Here is a 17292-nt window from a genome sequence, read left to right on the forward strand (position 1 = left end):
GGAACCTTGAGTCTGTTCGTTGCAGGAAACAGTGCTCTCTGGCGGCGGGAAGAGCTGTCGCAGGCGCTGGAAGAAAAACGTGTCATCCTGGCCGAAAACCTCGTTTTGGAGGATTTAAAGCGGCTTTTTGAAACCTACCATTTTGATAAGGTCATCTATGTGTCGGAATATCTGAATTTTCTTGGGAAAGCCAACTCCAGGCTTGAGGAGATCCAGACACTCCTGAAGCTTTGCGTCCAGTTTAAAACGGATCAGGTGGTCTTTTTGAGCACCGCCTCTGCCGGGCCGGCAAAGACCGACGAGGGGATTTCTGTCCGCGCCCAGGAAAGCCTGTTCCTTCATTATAAAGAGCAGGACGGTCTTTCCGTCCGCATCATCCGCTGCCCCTACTTATACCGCGCCGATCTGCCGGGCGATTATTTTTACCGGCTCTTTACCCAGGCCGTTTCCGGGAAACCGCTGGTCATGGGCGCAGCCTTCCGGGAGCAGACGAATTTTTTATCGGCCGCCGAGATTCCCTCCTTCCTTTCCCTTCTGTTTGACCGATGGGAGGCCGGCAGGGATATCATGGCTCTGCCGTCTTCGCGTCTTCGCGCCTTCGGCCTTCTCGCCTGGAAGATAAAGACCGTAACGGGCGCCAGCCAGGCGGAATTTTCAGAGACTGCGCGTCCTGAAGTGCCGTCCGATGATTTCGTCCGGCGCACCTATGGCTGGTTTGCAAAGGAAGATCCCGCAGAAGCGCTTCCTGACTTATTCGCCCAGTTCCAGGCAGCCTACGCCCCGAAAAAGGTATCGCTTATGAAGCGGGCCGCCGGCCTTCTGGGCGCCAGAAAGCCGCTTGTCATCGGGGCGGAAATGGCCGTTCTCTGGATCCTCGTGGAAGTCCTCATGAATACCATATACGGTACCTCCACCTGGAACATGGTAGATCTGCGTCTGCTGTTTGTCGTTCTCATGGGCAGCATATACGGTATGACTGCCGGAACTACTGCCGCTCTTTTGGCGACTATCGCGGTCGGCCTCTCTTACGCCAGAACCGGCCTTAGCTGGCAGGTTGTCTTTTATCAGCCTATCAACTGGCTCCCGTTCACCATGTATTTCGTAACCGGTGCCATCTGCGGCCATGTGAGCCAGAAGTACCGGGACACCATAAAAAATTCGGCTGCTGAAAAGCGGCTCCTCGAGGAAAAATACATGTTCCTTCTGGAGCTCTACCAGGAAGCCGTAAAATACAAGGATCAGTATAAGAAACAGATCATTTCCAGCCGCGACAGCTTCGGGAAAATCTTCCAGGTTGTCCGCCGCTTAGACACCCTGGAGCCAAGGGAAATCTACTCCCATGCCATCGCCATCCTCGAGGACGTCATGGATACGGAAAACTGTGCGTTTTATTCTCTCCGCGGAGAGGACGCAGCATTCGCCCGGCTCGAGGTATCTTCGCCGCAGCTCCATACAAGATTAAAAAAATCCATCCGTATGGACGAATACGGAGAGGTTCTTGAGACCCTGAAGAAAAATGAGGTGTGGGTCAACCGGGAGCTGTCCTTCGACTTCCCCATGTATGTGGCCGGCGTCCGGAACCGGGAGGGGAAGCTGATCCTGCTTATAATGCTCTACCAGGTACCATACAACCAGATGACGTTATATTATGTAAACTTGTTCTCCATCCTCTGCGGCCTCATCCAGGACGGGCTCTGCCGTGCCTGGGACTACCAGACGGCAATCCAGGAACACAGCTACATCCGGGATACCATCATCATGAACGAGGAAGCCTTCCTCCGGCAGCTCCAGCTTAACCACATGCTGACGGAACAGGGCGTCTCCTCTTACAGCCTTTTAAGATTTTACGACAGCCGGACGCCGGAGGAAATCAGCCGCCTTCTCGAAGGCCGGATCCGCGATTCCGATCTTCTCGGCATGGGCGGCGAGGGCGAATATTTCCTTCTGCTTTCCCAGTCGGATGCGGCAGGCGACGCCATTGTTTTAAAACGGCTGGAAAGCCTTGGCCTGGACTGCCGCCTCGTTCAGTGGAAGGATCGGGAGGTACTTTTAAAGCGATGACAGACTTATTTTTGTGGTTTTTCCTGCTTTTACATATCCTGTGCTGTCTGATCCTGGCAGCCCTGACGCGCCCCGGTATTTTAAAGGCGCCGGCTGCTTTTGTGCTTTGCGCGTTTTTTCTGCCTGTCTGGGGCGAAATTTCTGTCCTCATGCTCCATTTCATGTGCGTGCGGAAAAAGACGGGGACAAAACAGAGCGAGGTGGAGGTTCAGCGGTTCGACGGTTCCGGACGCCCGCACCTGGAGGCGGATGTCCATGACACCTCCTTCATCATTCCCCTCGGCGAGGCGCTTGCCATCAACGATCCGCAGGTGACACGCTCTGTCATGATGGGGATTGTCGGGGAAAACCCGGAAGAGTACATGGATTCCCTGCGTCTGGCCGGACAGGACCGGGATGTGGAGGTTGTCCATTACGCCGTCACTGCCATGGCAGAAATTTCCAAGGAATACGACTTAAAGCTCCAGCAGTTTGAGCGGGCCTACGCCCACGATCAGAACAATCATGAGCTGATCTCCGACTACCGCCGGTGTCTGGAGGAATATCTCGGCAACAAAATCGGACAGGGCTCCTTTCTTACCATGCAGCGGGTTCAGTACGGCAAGCTTCTGGAAAAGGAGCTGGCCTTTGCCCCCGGTTATGAGCTCTATGTCAAAAAGGCAAAAAACCATATGGTTCTCGGCGAATATGAACAGGCAGACCGTGTCCTTGATGCGATGGAGAAACGCTATCCCGGCCGGGAGGAAACCTGGATGCTGCAAATCGAGTCCTGTGCCCGCCAGGGTGACGGCAACGGCGTCCGGGCCTTGCTTAAAAAAGCAGAGGCTTCCATGAAGCTTTCGGCTGCCGGAAGGGAAATTGCGGATTTCTGGAATGGAGGGAAGCGAATTGGATCATAAAGTCAGGCATTTCGGACAGCTTTTCGGGATTTTCCTCTGTTTTGTGGGACTCGGAATCTTCTTTTTGTTCCAGCGCCGCGGCATTTTCTATACGCCAGGGGAGAACCGCGCGCCGGGCGCCTTCGGCCCGCGGGAGTACACGGAAAAAGACGTGGATGAAGAACATACCTGCCTGGTGGTCTGCGATTCCAGTCAGCCTGAAAGCATGACGTTTATGGAAGAGTTCCGCCAGGTGCTTCTCGACATGCGGGTAAGCTATCAGGAGACAGACGCGGCAGACGGCCTCTCCCTGGAGCTTTCTTCTTATGAGACAGCCGTCTTCGCTCTCAGCGATTTGGAGTGCCTGCGGGATCATATCACAGAATTAAGCGGCTGGGTAAAGGGCGGCGGGCGCGCCATGTTCCCGATGTCCCTTCAGCGGACGCCCGTCATGGATCTCCTGTCCCAGCGGTTCGGGATTATGGAGATGGGCTATGAATATTCCCGGGTGGACTCCATCGCCCTTGCAGACGGCTTCATGGCCGGCGGCGACGGCGTCTATCCCATCGACGACGGCTACGAGTCGGCCCTGGGGCTCCGCGTCCGGGACGACTGCAAAATATATGCGAGCGAAGGCACAACCGGCCTTCCGTTAATCTGGAGCGCAGATTTCGGGGACGGAAAGTTTGTCATGGTAAACATGGGCTTTTACGAAAAGGCCTACCGCGGCTTTTACAGCTCCGCCTACACGCTTCTTGAGGACATCGCCGTCTACCCTGTCATCAACGGCTCTGTCTTTTATATTGATGATTTTCCCTCCCCTGTCCCCTCCGGGAACGGGGAATATGTCATGAGGGACTACGGCATGTCTATCGGGAATTTTTATTCCAGCGTATGGTGGCCCGATATGTTAAAAATCCAGGATCAGTATGGGCTCCGCTATACAGGCCTGATTATTGAGACCTACGAAGATCACACGGGAATCGGGCTTCCGCGAAACGAGGACATAGCGGATTACGGATATTTCGGCAACATGATTCTCGTAAAGGGCGGCGAGCTTGGAATCCATGGCTATAACCATCAGCCGCTCTGCCTCGACACGTTCCAATATGAAGAAGACCTGGGCTACAACGCCTGGGAAAGCCGGGAGGCCATGGTCTCCGCCCTCACGGAGGTTCTCTCCTTTTCAAAGGAACTGTATCCGGAGGAGGAATTCCATGTGTACGTCCCGCCCTCCAACGTCCTTTCGCCGGAAGGGCGGCAGGTTCTCGGCAATGATTTCCCAAACATCACTTCCATTGCCAGTGTCTATCTTCCGGGAGAATCCGCCTACGATCAGGAATTCGAGATTGCCCAGGACGGTATTGCAGAGACGCCGCGTATTATCTCCGGCTTCAATGTCGACGACTACATGCGGATTGCAGCCCTTTCCGAACTGAACCTGCATTTTGTCAATTCCCAGTTCGTCCATCCCGATGACCTTCTGGATGAAGACCGCGGCGCCGCGCTGGGATGGGAATATTTAAAAGGCCGCATGACAGCCTACTTTGACTGGCTTTACGGCAGTGTACCGTCCATCCGGCGCCTGACGGGAAGCCAGATGTCGGAAGCCGTCCGCCAGTACTGCGCCCTGCGGCTCTGGAAGCTTCCGGAAGAGGAAACGCTCTACATCACAGCCGAGGGCGTCCGTGATGAGGCCTGGCTCATGATCCGTGTCAACGAAGGAAGCCTCGGCGAGGTCAAAGGCGGAGAACTGACACAGCTTACGGACAGCCTGTACCTTTTAAAGGTTACGGACCGGGACATCGAAATTATGCGAAACAGGTGATGCCAATGAGAATCTGTCTTATTCTGGAGGGCTGCTACCCGTATGTGCACGGCGGCGTGTCCACCTGGATGCACCAGTATATCCAGGAGATGAAGGAACATGAATTTGTGCTCTGGGTCATAAGCGCCAGCTCTGACGACAGGGGAAAATTTGTATATGAACTGCCGCCGCAGGTGAAAGAGGTTCATGAGGTCTTTCTCGACCTGGAGCCGGGACAGGAAAACGGGAAAAAGCGGTTTCGGAACAAGCGCCTTTCCCTTTCTTCCGAGGAGCTTGCCGCCTTAAAGGAGCTCATATTCGGCGGCGCGCCTGACTGGCCGCTCCTTTTTGACCTTTTCCGAAGCGGGCGCATCAGCCCGGAGGGATTTTTAATGAGCCAGGAGTTTCTGGACATTGTCCGCCGGTTCTGTCTCGAAAAGTACCCCTTTGTGTCCTTTGCCGATGCGTTCCACACCCTGCGCTCCATGTTCCTGCCGCTTCTGCGCCTTTTAAACACGCCGATTCCGGAGGCCGACCTCTACCACGCCATCTGTACCGGCTACGGCGGGATCCTCGGCGTCATGGGAAGTGTCCAAAACGGCCGTCCCCTGATTCTCACGGAACACGGGATTTATACGAGGGAGCGGGAGGAAGAAATCATCCGGGCCGCATGGGTTGTGCCCTCTTTTAAAAACCAGTGGATCCGCTTCTTTTACATGCTTTCGGCTGCCGTCTACGCGAGAGCTTCCCGGGTTACGGGGCTTTTCACCAATGCGGTAAAGACGCAGGCGGCGCTCGGCGCAGACCCTGAAAAATGTCTCGCCATCCCCAACGGCGTGGATTTTGAGCGGTTTGCCGCCATCCCTTTAAAGGAACCGGACGGCTGGGTCGACATCGGCGCCGTCGTGCGCCTGGCGCCCATCAAGGACATAAAAACCATGATCTATGCCTTTTATGAGCTGACGCAGAACCTGCCTGAGAACACGCCTGACGTGAGGCTCCATATTTTAGGCGGCGTCGACGATGAAGAGTATGCGGAAGAATGCTACGGCCTCGCCGACCAGCTAAAGCTCAAAAACCTGATTTTTGCAGGGCGCGTCGACGTGGTTGAATACATGAAAAAGCTGGATTTCACGATACTTACAAGCCTGTCCGAGGGCCAGCCCCTGTCTGTCCTGGAGTCCATGGCGGCCGGGCGTCCCTGCGTCACCACGGACGTGGGCTGCTGCCGGGAGCTTTTGGAAGGCGGGCCTGGCGACGAGCTCGGCGAGGCCGGCATCTGCGTCCCGCCCATGCGGCGTGAGGATCTGGCCCATGCCATGGGGCGGATGGCAAGAAAAACCAATATGCGTCTCTTAATGGGGCGCGCAGGAAAGGAACGCGTCCGTCAGTATTACCGGAAGGAAACCATGATCCGTACATACCGGGCAGTCTACGAGGAGGTGATGCGCCAGTGGCAGGAATCGGGTTCGAGTTAAAAAAGCTGTTTGGAAAGCGCGGCGTCGGCGCCATGATCCGCGCCTACGGCTATGCCGGGCTCATCACCACCGGCCCCATGATCCTCGGGATCCTGCTTCTTCTCGGGATTCTCATTCTGGCCGGCCGCGCCGGCCTGGACGGGCACAGCCGCGACCTGCTTGTCGCCATGGTGACGTATGCGCTTTTGGCGTCTCTGACCGTCACAAGCCTCTGTTCCATGATCCTGACGCGCTTTATTTCCGACGCGCTGTTTGAGGGCGAACGCGGGGAGGTGCTCCCATCCTTTTTTGGGATCTGTGTGCTCCTGCTTCCCATCGGCGCCCTGCTTTATGGGGTATTCCTGCTTTTTGCCGGGATCCCGTTCCATCTTATGATTTTAAGCTTTCTGCTTTTCTGCCAGATGATTGTCGTCTGGATGGCGATGAATTATCTGACCGCTGTGAAAAATTATAAGGGAATCCTGGCGGCTTTCGCCGTGTCGGCTGTGGCCGCGTTCCTCTTTGCCCTCCTGTTTTTAAAGCTCTGGGGGCCGTCTGTGGGCGTGTTCATGGCTGCCGTCTGCGCCGGCTACGGCATCATGCTGATCTGGTACGTCGGCCTTCTTGCGGAATATTTTCCTTTAAAAGGGAAATGGGGCACATTCTATTTTCTCCGCTGGTTTGACAAGTTCGGGAGCCTTGGGCTGGTCGGTTTCTTTGTAAATCTCGGACTCTTTTCCCACCTGGTGATTGTCTGGGCAGGGCCGGCAGGGGAACAGATCCAGGGGCTTTTTTACGGCTGTCCCTCTCATGATGTGGCGGCGCTTTTTGCTTTTGTCGGGAGCCTCATAACCACCATCAACTTCGTCGTCTCCGTCGAAGTCAACTTTTATCCGGAATACCGGAATTTTTACGGCCTTCTGAACGAAAAGGGCTCCGTCTCGGAGATCGAGGAGGCCCAGGAGACTATGCTGGAGGTTTTGGATCGGGAGCTCTCCTATGCGGCCAGAAAGCAGCTTTATGCAACCATATTCATGGTATCCCTGGGCATTTTTCTCATCGAGCTCCTGCCGCTCGGCTTCAACAGCCTCATGGAAGGCTATTTCCAGCTTTTAAGCGTCGGCTACGGCCTCTATGCCGTCGGGAACATGCTGCTTTTAATTCTTTTATATTTTACCGATTATAAGGGAGCCCTGGCTGCCGCCCTTTGCTTCGGCACCGGCAGCACGGTTTTTACGGTCATCTCCCTCTTTTTTGACCCGGCCTACTACGGCATCGGGTTTTTGGCCGGAAGCGCCCTGTTTTTTGCGGTTGGATGGTTCCGGCTCCGCTATTACACCAAGAGCCTTTTTTATCATGTTCTGAGCCTCCAGCCGGTTCTGCCGGTGGAAAAGCGCGGATTTTTTACCCGGCTTTCCTGCCTTCTTGGAGGAGAAAGGAGAGAAACGGAATGAAAAAATACAAATTTCTTCAGGGGATTGCGGCCGTCTTTTTGGCCTTAAGCCTTTCTGGCTGCGGCGGGATGGATACGGCTGAGACGGAAACGGAGGAGACAGCTTCCCAGGCTCCGGAGACTGCCGGAATTTCCATTGCGGAGACGCCTTCCATCAACGACATTGGCCTCCGGGATAAAAAACTTCTCTACGCCAATGACAATGAGGAGAGCGTCGTCACCATGTACCTGACCGTGCGCCGCGGCAACGAGGCCGAGGGGACAAACCATTCCTGGGAGGAAATCAACACCTACTCGGTCTATGATTATACGGAGTGGGGCGTTGACCGCTACCAGGTGGAGGCGATTCTCCAGGTGGGCGACGAAACCGGCCCGCTTCCCGGGGAATTCGGATACGGGGAGACGGTGCCGAACGCGACGGTACAGATCCGCGGGCAGACGTCCAGCCGGTATTCCCAAAAGAACTATAAAGTCCGAATCAAGGACAACAAGGGCTACTGGAATGACCAGCAGACCATCAATTTAAACAAGCACCAGCAGGATGGCCTGCGGTTTCGGAATAAGCTGGGTTTCGACCTTTTAAAAGGGCGGGAAGAGCTTATGAGCCTGCAAACCCAGTTTGTCCATCTCTATGTAAAGGATGAGACGTCCGGGGAAGAGGAATTTCACGACTACGGTCTTTACACGCAGGTGGAACAGCTAAACAAGCGCGGCATGAAAGCTCACGGACTGGATTCCAACGGTCATCTTTACAAGATCAATTTCTGCGAATTTTACCGCTATGGGGATGTGATTGTTCCGGTTGACGACCCGCATTACAATCAGGCCGCCTTCGATGCAATCCTGGAATGCAAGGCTGATAACAACCATACCAAGCTGATCGAGCTTTTGGAGGCCGTCAACGACTATACCATCTCGCCGGACGACCTGATCAACGAGTATCTGGACATGGAAAATATCACTTACTGGATGGCCTTCCATATCCTGACCGGGAACATTGATACGCAGAACAGGAATTTCTATATTTACAGCCCCTTAAACTCCCAGACCTGGTATATTCTCTCCTGGGATCTGGATGCAATGCTGAGTCAAAAAGAACATGAGCTCGGCGGAACAGCCCGCGATGGAAGCTGGGAGATAGGGATCAGCAACTACTGGGGCAACATGATGTTCCGCCGCTGCTTAAAATCAGAGCGCTTCCTGGAGGCTCTCGACGCTGCTATCGAGGATCTGAGGGGATATCTCTCCCCGGAGCGGATTGACTCTATGGCACGCCGGTACGAAGGCGTCGTGGAAAATTATCTCTGGGAGATGCCGGATGTGCAGCACGCGCCCCTGACGAGAGAGGAATATGAGCAGGTGATCTCCTCTCTCAGCTCCGAAATCGAAATAAACTATCAGCTCTATCAGGAAAGCTTAAAAAGGCCGATGCCGTTTTATATTGATGTCCCGGAAGCCCGCGACGGCGCACTTCATTTTAACTGGGAAGCGGCCTACGACTTCGGCGGCGGGGACATCACCTACGAGGCCAAAATTTCTGCCAACTACACCATGGAAAACCCTCTGGCAGAGTATAGCGGCGTTTTCAACGAGTTCCAAGCGGAGCTTTTGCCGCCGGGCCAGTATTTCATCCAGGTGACGGCCATAAACGATGCTGGGTACCGCCAGAATGCCTTTGATTATTATGTAACGGAAAGTGCCAAGAACTACGGCATCAAATGTTTCTACGTCCTGGAAGACGGCACTATCGAGGAAGATGTCTATGTGGAATAAGGAAAGGCCCGTTTACAGAAATGAGTGGAAATACCTGATCAGTGAGCCGGAATACGCGGCGGTGCGGCTCAGGGCTTCAGAAATCCTGAAGCCCGATCCCAACGGCCGCGGCGGCAGCTACATGATCCGCAGCCTGTATTTCGACGACTACTGGGACAGTGCCCTGGAGGAAAAAGACATGGGCGTCTGCTTCCGGAAAAAGTACCGGATCCGGGTGTATAATTGCAGCGACAGCCGTATCCGGCTGGAAAGGAAGATGAAAGCCGGCAATTACATCCACAAGGATTCGGCGCCTTTAAGCCGGGAGGAGGCCGAAATGCTGATCCAGGGCGACGGGGAATTCCTGCTTCACAGCAAATTTCCCCTCTGCCGCGAGTTCTATGTGGAACACATGTGCCATGTCATGCGGCCGAAGGTCATCGTGGATTATGAGCGCGACGCCTTCATTCTGGACGAGGGAACTGTGCGCGTGACCTTCGACCAGCATGTGCGGGCGGCCGTCCTGGCCACAGATCTTTTCGACAGCGAGCTGCCCTGCCTTGAGGTTTTAAAGCCGGGGACGCTGGTTATGGAGGTCAAATTCACGGAATTTCTGCCGCGCCTCGTGAGGGATCTGATCCCGCCGGGGGCCGCAGAGTTTACGGCTTTGTCAAAATACGTGCTTTGCCGCAGGAAAACCGAATATCTTAGCGGCATGGCATACTGGGAGGAATAGGGGAACAATTATGAACATAAGAGATTTTATTAAGAATTCTGTTTTGGAGTCGGGCGCTTTTACACAGTACAACCTGGCGGAAACGGCCGTCGCCCTTTCGGCAGCACTCCTTTTGGGGTGTCTGATCTATCTTGTTTATCGGAAATTTTATCAGGGTGTCATCTATTCCCGGAGCTTTGCCGTGACTCTCGTGGGCATGACCGTACTCACCTGCATGGTGACGTTAGCCATCAGCACCAACATCGTAATTTCCCTCGGTATGGTGGGCGCCCTGTCCATCGTCCGCTACCGGACAGCCGTCAAGGATCCCATGGATCTCCTCTACCTGTTCTGGGCCATCACCACGGGCATCACGGCCGGGGCCGCCATGTACGCGCTGGCGCTGACGGCGGCTGCCATCATGATTATCATGCTCTGGCTGTTTTACACGAGAAAGCAGCGCGGCCGGATTTATGTGGCCGTCATCCGCTATGAGGGCGACAAGACCGGCGACGAGGTCATCCGCGCCATGGGAAAGATGAAATACGTCATCAAGTCCAAAACCATGCGCGGAGAAAAAACAGAAATGGCGCTGGAGGTGTTCTGTAAGGACAGCAATCTGTTTTTCGCGGAGCAGATCCGGAACATTGACGGCGTTTCCGATGTCACCCTGATTCAGTATAACGGCGAATATCACGGATAAGGAGCCATGCGAATGAAAGGCATGAAAGGAACGATTTTGGGTCTTGGCGCCCTGGCCGCAGCGGCCATATCCACGGTGCTGCACCACGGAAAAACCACCGTCACCTATGAACCGCTCACCGGAGCCATCACAAATCCGCTGACCGGCTTTGCGGCCATGGCCGATTATCCGTCCCTGGCGGAAACCGCCTCCATGGTGTTCGTAAAAATCACCTGGGCAGAGCTGGAGCCGGAAGAAGGCGTGTTTGACTGGGCGGGGATTGAAGAACGCCTGCACCTCTCAGAATGGAGGGCAAAAGGAAAACATGCCGTACTCCGTTTTGTCTGCGATGACCCGGGGGATGAGGCGCATCTGGACATTCCCGCCTGGCTGGCAGAAAAGACAGGATGGGATGGCGTCCAATATGATATTTCCTATGGAAAGGGCTATGCGCCGAATTACAACAATCCCGTATTTTTAGAGGCGCATGAAAAGGCCGCCGCGGCTCTCGGGGAGCGGTACGGCGGCGACGGCTTCGTAAGCTTTGTGCAGATGGGAAGTCTTGGGCACTGGGGCGAATGGCATGTGAAGTCGGGCGAAGGTCTTCCGCCCATGCCCCTTTCGGATACGCGGAAAGAGTATATCCGGCACTTTGCCGGCGCGTTCCCGGAGGCCAGGCTTTTGCTCCGCCGCCCCTTTTTGGAAGGGCTGGAATGGACGGCCGGTGTCTACAACGACATGGCCGGAGACCCCGACGCCACAGAGGAATGGCTTAACTGGCTGGAAAACGGCGGCGTCTACTCCCAGACCGGGGAACACTGCCTGACGGCCATTGATTCCTTCTGGCAGAAAGCGCCGGTCGGCGGCGAATTCACAAGCGGTATCCCCATGGAGGAGCTGCTGGACGAACGGCTGGAAGAAACGCTTTCGCTCCTTGCCCGCTCCCATGCGACCTTTTTAGGGCCGAAAATCCCGACGGAAAAAAGCAGCAGCGCTGACGCGGTTCTGGCTTCTTTGGGCTACCGGCTGGAAATCAGCAAAATGTCCATGGGACGTGCGCCCGGCGGAAAGACCCGCGTCGTCCTTACCTGGAAAAACAGCGGGAACGCGCCGTTTTACTGGGACTGGCCTGTCTATCTTTATGAGATGGATGCTGACGGGACGGTGATTCGGAAGACGCCGGTGAACCTCTCGCTTTCGGCGCTTCTGGACGGGGAAACGGTCATGACGGAAACTCTGCTTTCTAAGAGGCCGGCCGTTCTCGGCGTAGGCATTGAAGATCCCATGACCGGCGAACCGGCTGTCCGGATTGCGTCTGAGATGGAGCAGATTGGGAAGATTTCGGTTTTGTATCGGAGATAAAACGTATGCCCTCCGGCTTACCTGCCGGAGGGCATTTTCTTTAAATTTCCATCGCCCGCGAAAGTCTGCGGCTTAAGGCGAGCGCCAGGCCGATCTTTATAAGATCCGGGATGATAAAGGGAATTACGCACCAGCCAAGGACTGTCATAAGCCCTACTGGCCCGGAAGCCCGCATGTACAGGAACATGTACCAGACCGTGCCGAAGGCGTAGCAGGCTGCTAATCCCGCAACGGCCGAGGCTACAAATACCGGCGCGCTTTTTCCAAACAGCCGCTCTGCCGCCCACATGATCATGGCCGACAGGATAAAGCCCAAAAGATATCCGCCCGTCTGTCCCGCGAGGGCGCCGATCCCGCCGGAAAAGCCGGCAAATACGGGAAGTCCTGCGGCTCCCAGAAGAAGGTAGACTGCGATGGCAATCGTCCCCCGCTTCCCGCCCAGGGCGCCCACGGCGAAAAATACCCCGAAGGTCTGCATCGTAAACGGCACGGCCGTCGGGATGGAAATCCAGGAACAGACGGCCATAAGCGCCGCCATGATCCCGATATATGTAATGTCTCTTGTTTTCAATGTCGTTTTTGTATGCATTGCTTTGCATCTCCTTTGCCGCATTCTGCGGCTATTCTATCATATTTTCCCAAATTGTCAACACGTTTTTTTATTTTAGTTTACAATCCGATTCTGCCCGATTTTCCATCTTGCGAAAATACACGGATATAGTAAAATGAAATCAGAATATAATCGGGTGGTGACAGTATGGAAATGGAACAGTTATCCATGTTTGACTATAAGGAAGCCGCGGCGCCGCTCGCCAGCCGCCTGCGGCCGGAAACCCTGGACACCTTCGTGGGCCAGAAGCATCTTCTCGGAAAGGGGAAAATCCTCCGCCAGCTCATCGACCAGGACAACATCCCGTCCATGATCTTCTGGGGCCCGCCAGGCGTCGGGAAGACGACGCTCGCCAGCATCATCGCCAGGCGCACCAACGCGGATTTCATCAATTTCAGCGCCGTCACAAGCGGCATCAAGGAAATCAAAGAGGTCATGGCAAAGGCCGAGCTCAGCCGCCGGATGGGTGTGCGGACGCTGGTGTTCGTGGACGAGATCCACCGCTTCAACAAGGCCCAACAGGACGCCTTCCTTCCCTATGTGGAAAAGGGCAGCATCATCTTAATCGGCGCCACGACGGAAAACCCGTCCTTTGAGATCAACGCCGCTCTTCTCTCCCGCTGCCGCGTCTTCGTCCTCCAGGCTCTCGGAACCGACGATTTGACGGAGCTTTTAAACCATGCCTTAAAAAGCCCCAAGGGCCTCGGCTACTTGAACGTCGATATTTCCGACGAGCTGATTTCCATGATTGCGTCCTTTGCAAACGGGGATGCCAGGACAGCTTTAAACGTGCTGGAAATGGCTGTCACCAACGGGGAAATCTCCGCCGAAAAGACGACCGTTACGAAAGAAATTTTAGAGCAGTGCATCAGCAAAAAATCCCTGCTTTACGACAAAAATGGCGAGGAACACTATAACCTGATCTCTGCCCTCCATAAATCCATGCGAAACAGCGACCCGGACGCCGCCGTTTACTGGCTCGCCAGGATGTTAGAGGCCGGCGAGGATCCCCTCTACATTGCAAGGCGCTTAATCCGCTTCGCCAGCGAGGACATCGGCATCGCCGACAGCCGCGCCTTAAGCCTCACGGTGTCCGCTTACCAGGCCTGCCACTTCCTCGGCATGCCGGAGTGCAATTTAAGCCTGGCCCAGGCCGTCATCTATCTGTCACTGGCGCCCCGCTCCAACGCCGTGTACACGGCATATGAGCACGCAAAATCCGATGCCTTAACCATGCTGTCGGAGCCGGTTCCCCTGGTAATCCGCAATGCGCCGACCGGGCTCATGAAGGACTTAAACTACGGAAAGGGCTATGTCTACGCCCATGACACCGAAGAGAAAATGGCCCGCATGGAATGCCTGCCGGAGTCCTTAAAGGGTACTCGGTATTATCATCCGACGGAGAGCGGGGAGGAAAAGGCGGTGAAGGAGCGGCTGGAGGAGGTGCTGCGGTGGAAGAACGGATAGCAGAAAGGAGTATTTCTATGGATCACACCTTCATTTTTGACCGTGAACGGCCTCTGCACTGCCTTTACCGCCCCTTCATCATGGGCACAAAGGGCGGTGTCAGCACCAACAGCTACTACGCCACGAAAGCCGGTCTGGAAATCCTTCAAAAGGGCGGGAACGCGGCCGATGCGGCCGTGGCTGTCTCTCTTGTCCTCGGTGTGACGGAGCCTTACCACTCCGGCATCGGCGGCGGCTGTTTTACCCTCTACTACGATAAAAAATCCGGGCGCACCCTCTCTTTGGATGCCCGCGGCGCTGCGCCGAAAAAAGCCTTCCGCGACATGTACCTGGACGCAGACGGCAATGTGGACGAATCCTGGGAATGGTTTGACGGGAAAGCCGTGGCGGCCCCGCAGCTCTACCGCGCCCTGGAACGCTTAAACAGCGAATACGGCACCATGTCCCTAAAGGAGCTTTCTGAGCCAGCCATCCGCCTCGCAAGGGACGGCTTCACCTGCAACTTCATGTACGAGGGCGCCATGAACCATGCCCTGACGGCTCATGCGGCGAAATATTCCGAAGATTTCCGAAAATCCTATCTGAAAAATGGGGAGAAGTACCGCTTCGGCGATCTCGTGACGAATCCTGACCTGGCACGCACCATGGAACTGGTGGCTGAAAACGGCGTCGACTGGTTTTATAACGGTGAGGCGGCCGATGCCATGGTTTCATGCGTGAAAAAACGCGGCGGCGTCCTCACGAAAGAAGATTTAACCGGCTGTACGGCAAAAGAACGGCCGGTTGTCCGCGGGAATTTCATGGGCTATGACCTGGTTTCCATGTCTCCGCCAAGCTCCGGCGGCTCCCATATTATTCAAATCTTGAATATTCTGGAAAATTTCGATATTCGTGCAATGGGGCACAATTCCGCCGAGTACCTCCACGTTCTCTGTGAGACCATCAAGCTGATGTTCGCCGACCGCTCCGTCGCCATGGGTGATCCGGATTTCGTGAAGGTGGATGTGGAACGGATTCTCTCCAAAGAATATGCAAAGGAATGCGCCGCTCGCATCGACCTCGCAAAAGCGCAGGAATTTTCCGCTTCCGAGGGCATCGAAGCGAAGGAGTATGAGGGGAACACGACGCACTTTTCCATCATCGACAAGGACGGGAACATGATCTCCCAGACACAGACCGTGAGAAGCTACTGGGGTTCCGGCGTCATGGTGGACGGCTTCGGCTTTGTCATGAACAACGCCGTCTCCGATTTCAGCGCCAAGGCCGGTACCCTGACAACCCAGGGGCTTGTCTACGGCACAGCCAACGGCATCGAGGGCGGAAAGACACCGCTCTCCAGCATGAACCCGGCACTCGTTTTTAAGGATGGCATGCCGCTTTTATCCGTAGGTGCAGCCGGCGGCCCCCGCATCATCACGGGAACGCTCCAGCTTCTCTTAAACGTGCTGGCCTTTGACATGAACCTGGACGAGGCGCTCCAGGCCGCTTACATCAACTGCCTGACCGAAAAGCAGGGACTGGAATACGAGCCCAGCATCACGCCTGACACGGCGCGGCTTTTAGCCGAGAAGGGCCACAATCTCCTGCCCTGCGGCCGCGGCTTCTCCATGTCCACCATGGTAAACGGCGTCATGGTAAATGACGGCCGCTTCCAGGTCTGCGGAAACAACCGCCACGACGGCTGCGGCGGCGTTCTGCTGGACGGCGGACGGATGGCGTTTGAGGGGATTGCGTTTTAAAGCCTAAAAAATACAAAATGCCGCGCATTCCAGGAATTTTTCCGGCATGCGCGGCATGTTTTTGTTTCTGTTATTTCATTTCTCCGGCAAACACGTCAAGGCCGGTCATCGCCAGCACCTTCACGGCCGCATGGAGCGCCCGTTTTCCCTCCGGGCCGCCGGAAGCGCAGGCAAACTCGGCCGTGTGGGTGCCGAGGCCCTCGCCGATGCCGATGTAGAACTGGGCTGCCGGCAGCGCATGGGTCACGTTGCCCACATCCGTGGAACCGATGCCCTGGGTTAAGTCACGCGGGATATGGTGCTCGCCGATGAAGTCCATGTTCTTTTCCACTAACGCCACCAGCCGCCTGTCATTTTTCACGTCCTTGATGGCATAGCCGGACTGCTCGATCTCCACCTCGACGCCGGCGCAGACCGCAGCGCCTTTTGCACAGCGGTTTACGGCCTCCACCACCTCGTTTAAGTAGTCAAAATCCAGCGCGCGGATGTTGAACATGCAGACGGCTTTTTCTGTGATGATATTGACGACCGTGCCGCCCTCTAAAATAATCCCGTGAACGCGGGTATAGTCCTTAAAATGCACCCGCTGGCTGTCCACAGCGTTGAACATCTGGATTACGCCGTTTAAAGCGTCGGCGCCTTTCCACGGGCACGCGGCCGAGTGGGCCGGCCGGCCCTTAAACGTGTATTTCATGTTCACAGCCGCAAAGGAAATGTCGTCTGCCATGGACATGTCGCTGGGATGCATGATGAGCGCCGTGTCCACGCCTTCAAAAATCCCCTCATCGAGCATCGTGATCTTGCCGCTTCCGTTTTCTTCGGCCGGTGTCCCGAGTACCTTTAATTTGCCGCCGATGCCGTATTTTTCCATGATTTCCTTTAAAATCACGCCGGCACCGGCCGCGCTCGTGCCGATCAGATTATGCCCGCAGGCATGTCCGATCTCCGGGAGCGCGTCGTATTCTGCCATGAACGCGAAGACAGGGCCGGGCTTTTTGCTGTCGTACTCGGCCACAAACGCCGTGTCCAGGGAACCGGCCCCGCGGGTCACTGAAAAGCCGTGGTTTTCCAAAAGATCGCAAAGCGTCTTCTGGGCCTCTTTTTCATGGTAGGCCAGCTCCGGATTTTCAAAAATATGCGCCGAGACGGCCTCAAATTCTTCTTTGTGGCTGTCGGAGAGCGCCTCCAGCTCATGTTTTGCCTGATTGAGATCCATAATCCTTTTCCTCCTGGGTTTTGTTGATGAACTGGTTTTATTGTAGCTTAACGGAAGGGAAAATACAAGATTTGCCATGAAAAAGGCGGGCCT

At 55.3% G+C, this 17292-nt stretch carries 13 protein-coding genes; 11 read left to right on the top strand and 2 right to left on the bottom strand.

Annotated features, from left to right (window positions below; genetic code table 11):
* Positions 1 to 6: 6 nt before the first annotated feature.
* The 9 genes from KE531_06930 to KE531_06970 are packed head-to-tail and all read left to right on the top strand — an operon-like array spanning position 7 to position 12167.
* Complete coding sequence (locus KE531_06930) at positions 7 to 2061, top strand: hypothetical protein (protein ID MBR9953357.1); 2055 nt, start codon at positions 7 to 9, stop codon at positions 2059 to 2061.
* Positions 2058 to 2960, top strand: coding sequence for a hypothetical protein (locus tag KE531_06935; protein MBR9953358.1), 903 nt, complete (start codon positions 2058 to 2060; stop codon positions 2958 to 2960). The genes KE531_06930 and KE531_06935 overlap by 4 nt, the downstream gene beginning before the upstream one ends.
* Complete coding sequence (locus KE531_06940) at positions 2950 to 4767, top strand: DUF2194 domain-containing protein (GenBank protein MBR9953359.1); 1818 nt, start codon at positions 2950 to 2952, stop codon at positions 4765 to 4767. The genes KE531_06935 and KE531_06940 overlap by 11 nt, the downstream gene beginning before the upstream one ends.
* A gap of 5 nt (positions 4768 to 4772) precedes the next feature.
* A complete protein-coding gene (gene pelF / locus KE531_06945) occupies positions 4773 to 6224 on the top strand; it encodes a GT4 family glycosyltransferase PelF (GenBank protein MBR9953360.1) in 1452 nt (483 codons plus the stop codon).
* Positions 6200 to 7657 carry an exopolysaccharide Pel transporter PelG gene (gene pelG / locus KE531_06950; GenBank protein ID MBR9953361.1) on the top strand — a complete coding sequence of 486 codons (1458 nt, stop codon included), beginning with the start codon at positions 6200 to 6202 and terminating at the stop codon, positions 7655 to 7657. Before pelF ends, pelG begins: the two co-directional genes overlap by 25 nt.
* Positions 7654 to 9429, top strand: a complete 1776-nt coding sequence (locus KE531_06955) for a CotH kinase family protein (GenBank protein MBR9953362.1) — start codon at positions 7654 to 7656, stop codon at positions 9427 to 9429. The genes pelG and KE531_06955 overlap by 4 nt, the downstream gene beginning before the upstream one ends.
* Positions 9419 to 10144 carry a polyphosphate polymerase domain-containing protein gene (locus tag KE531_06960; protein ID MBR9953363.1) on the top strand — a complete coding sequence of 242 codons (726 nt, stop codon included), beginning with the start codon at positions 9419 to 9421 and terminating at the stop codon, positions 10142 to 10144. The genes KE531_06955 and KE531_06960 overlap by 11 nt, the downstream gene beginning before the upstream one ends.
* Before the next feature lie 10 nt (positions 10145 to 10154).
* Entirely contained in the window at positions 10155 to 10826 is a 672-nt protein-coding gene (locus KE531_06965; protein MBR9953364.1) for a DUF4956 domain-containing protein, read from the top strand.
* A gap of 12 nt (positions 10827 to 10838) precedes the next feature.
* A complete protein-coding gene (locus tag KE531_06970) occupies positions 10839 to 12167 on the top strand; it encodes a DUF4832 domain-containing protein (protein ID MBR9953365.1) in 1329 nt (442 codons plus the stop codon).
* A 40-nt stretch (positions 12168 to 12207) separates the two neighbouring features.
* On the opposite strand, the gene KE531_06975 is transcribed toward KE531_06970, so the two are convergent.
* Complete coding sequence (locus KE531_06975; protein ID MBR9953366.1) at positions 12208 to 12756, bottom strand: biotin transporter BioY; 549 nt, start codon at positions 12754 to 12756, stop codon at positions 12208 to 12210.
* Between the two features lie 174 nt (positions 12757 to 12930).
* Between KE531_06975 and KE531_06980 the strand changes: the two genes are divergently transcribed.
* Together KE531_06980 and ggt are read left to right on the top strand one after the other, a co-directional pair.
* A complete protein-coding gene (locus KE531_06980; protein MBR9953367.1) occupies positions 12931 to 14244 on the top strand; it encodes a replication-associated recombination protein A in 1314 nt (437 codons plus the stop codon).
* Between the two features lie 17 nt (positions 14245 to 14261).
* Positions 14262 to 15983 (top strand): gamma-glutamyltransferase, encoded by a 1722-nt coding sequence (gene ggt, locus KE531_06985; GenBank protein MBR9953368.1) that lies wholly within the window; start codon positions 14262 to 14264, stop codon positions 15981 to 15983.
* 70 nt (positions 15984 to 16053) lie between these two features.
* Here ggt and KE531_06990 read toward each other — a convergent pair whose 3' ends face one another.
* On the bottom strand, positions 16054 to 17199 hold the full coding sequence (locus KE531_06990; GenBank protein MBR9953369.1) for a M20 family metallopeptidase: 1146 nt from the start codon (positions 17197 to 17199) through the stop codon (positions 16054 to 16056).
* Between the last annotated feature and the right edge of the window lie 93 nt (positions 17200 to 17292).

The sequence above is a fragment of the Eubacteriaceae bacterium Marseille-Q4139 genome, assembly GCA_018223415.1.
Lineage (GTDB): Bacteria > Bacillota > Clostridia > Lachnospirales > Lachnospiraceae > CABSIM01.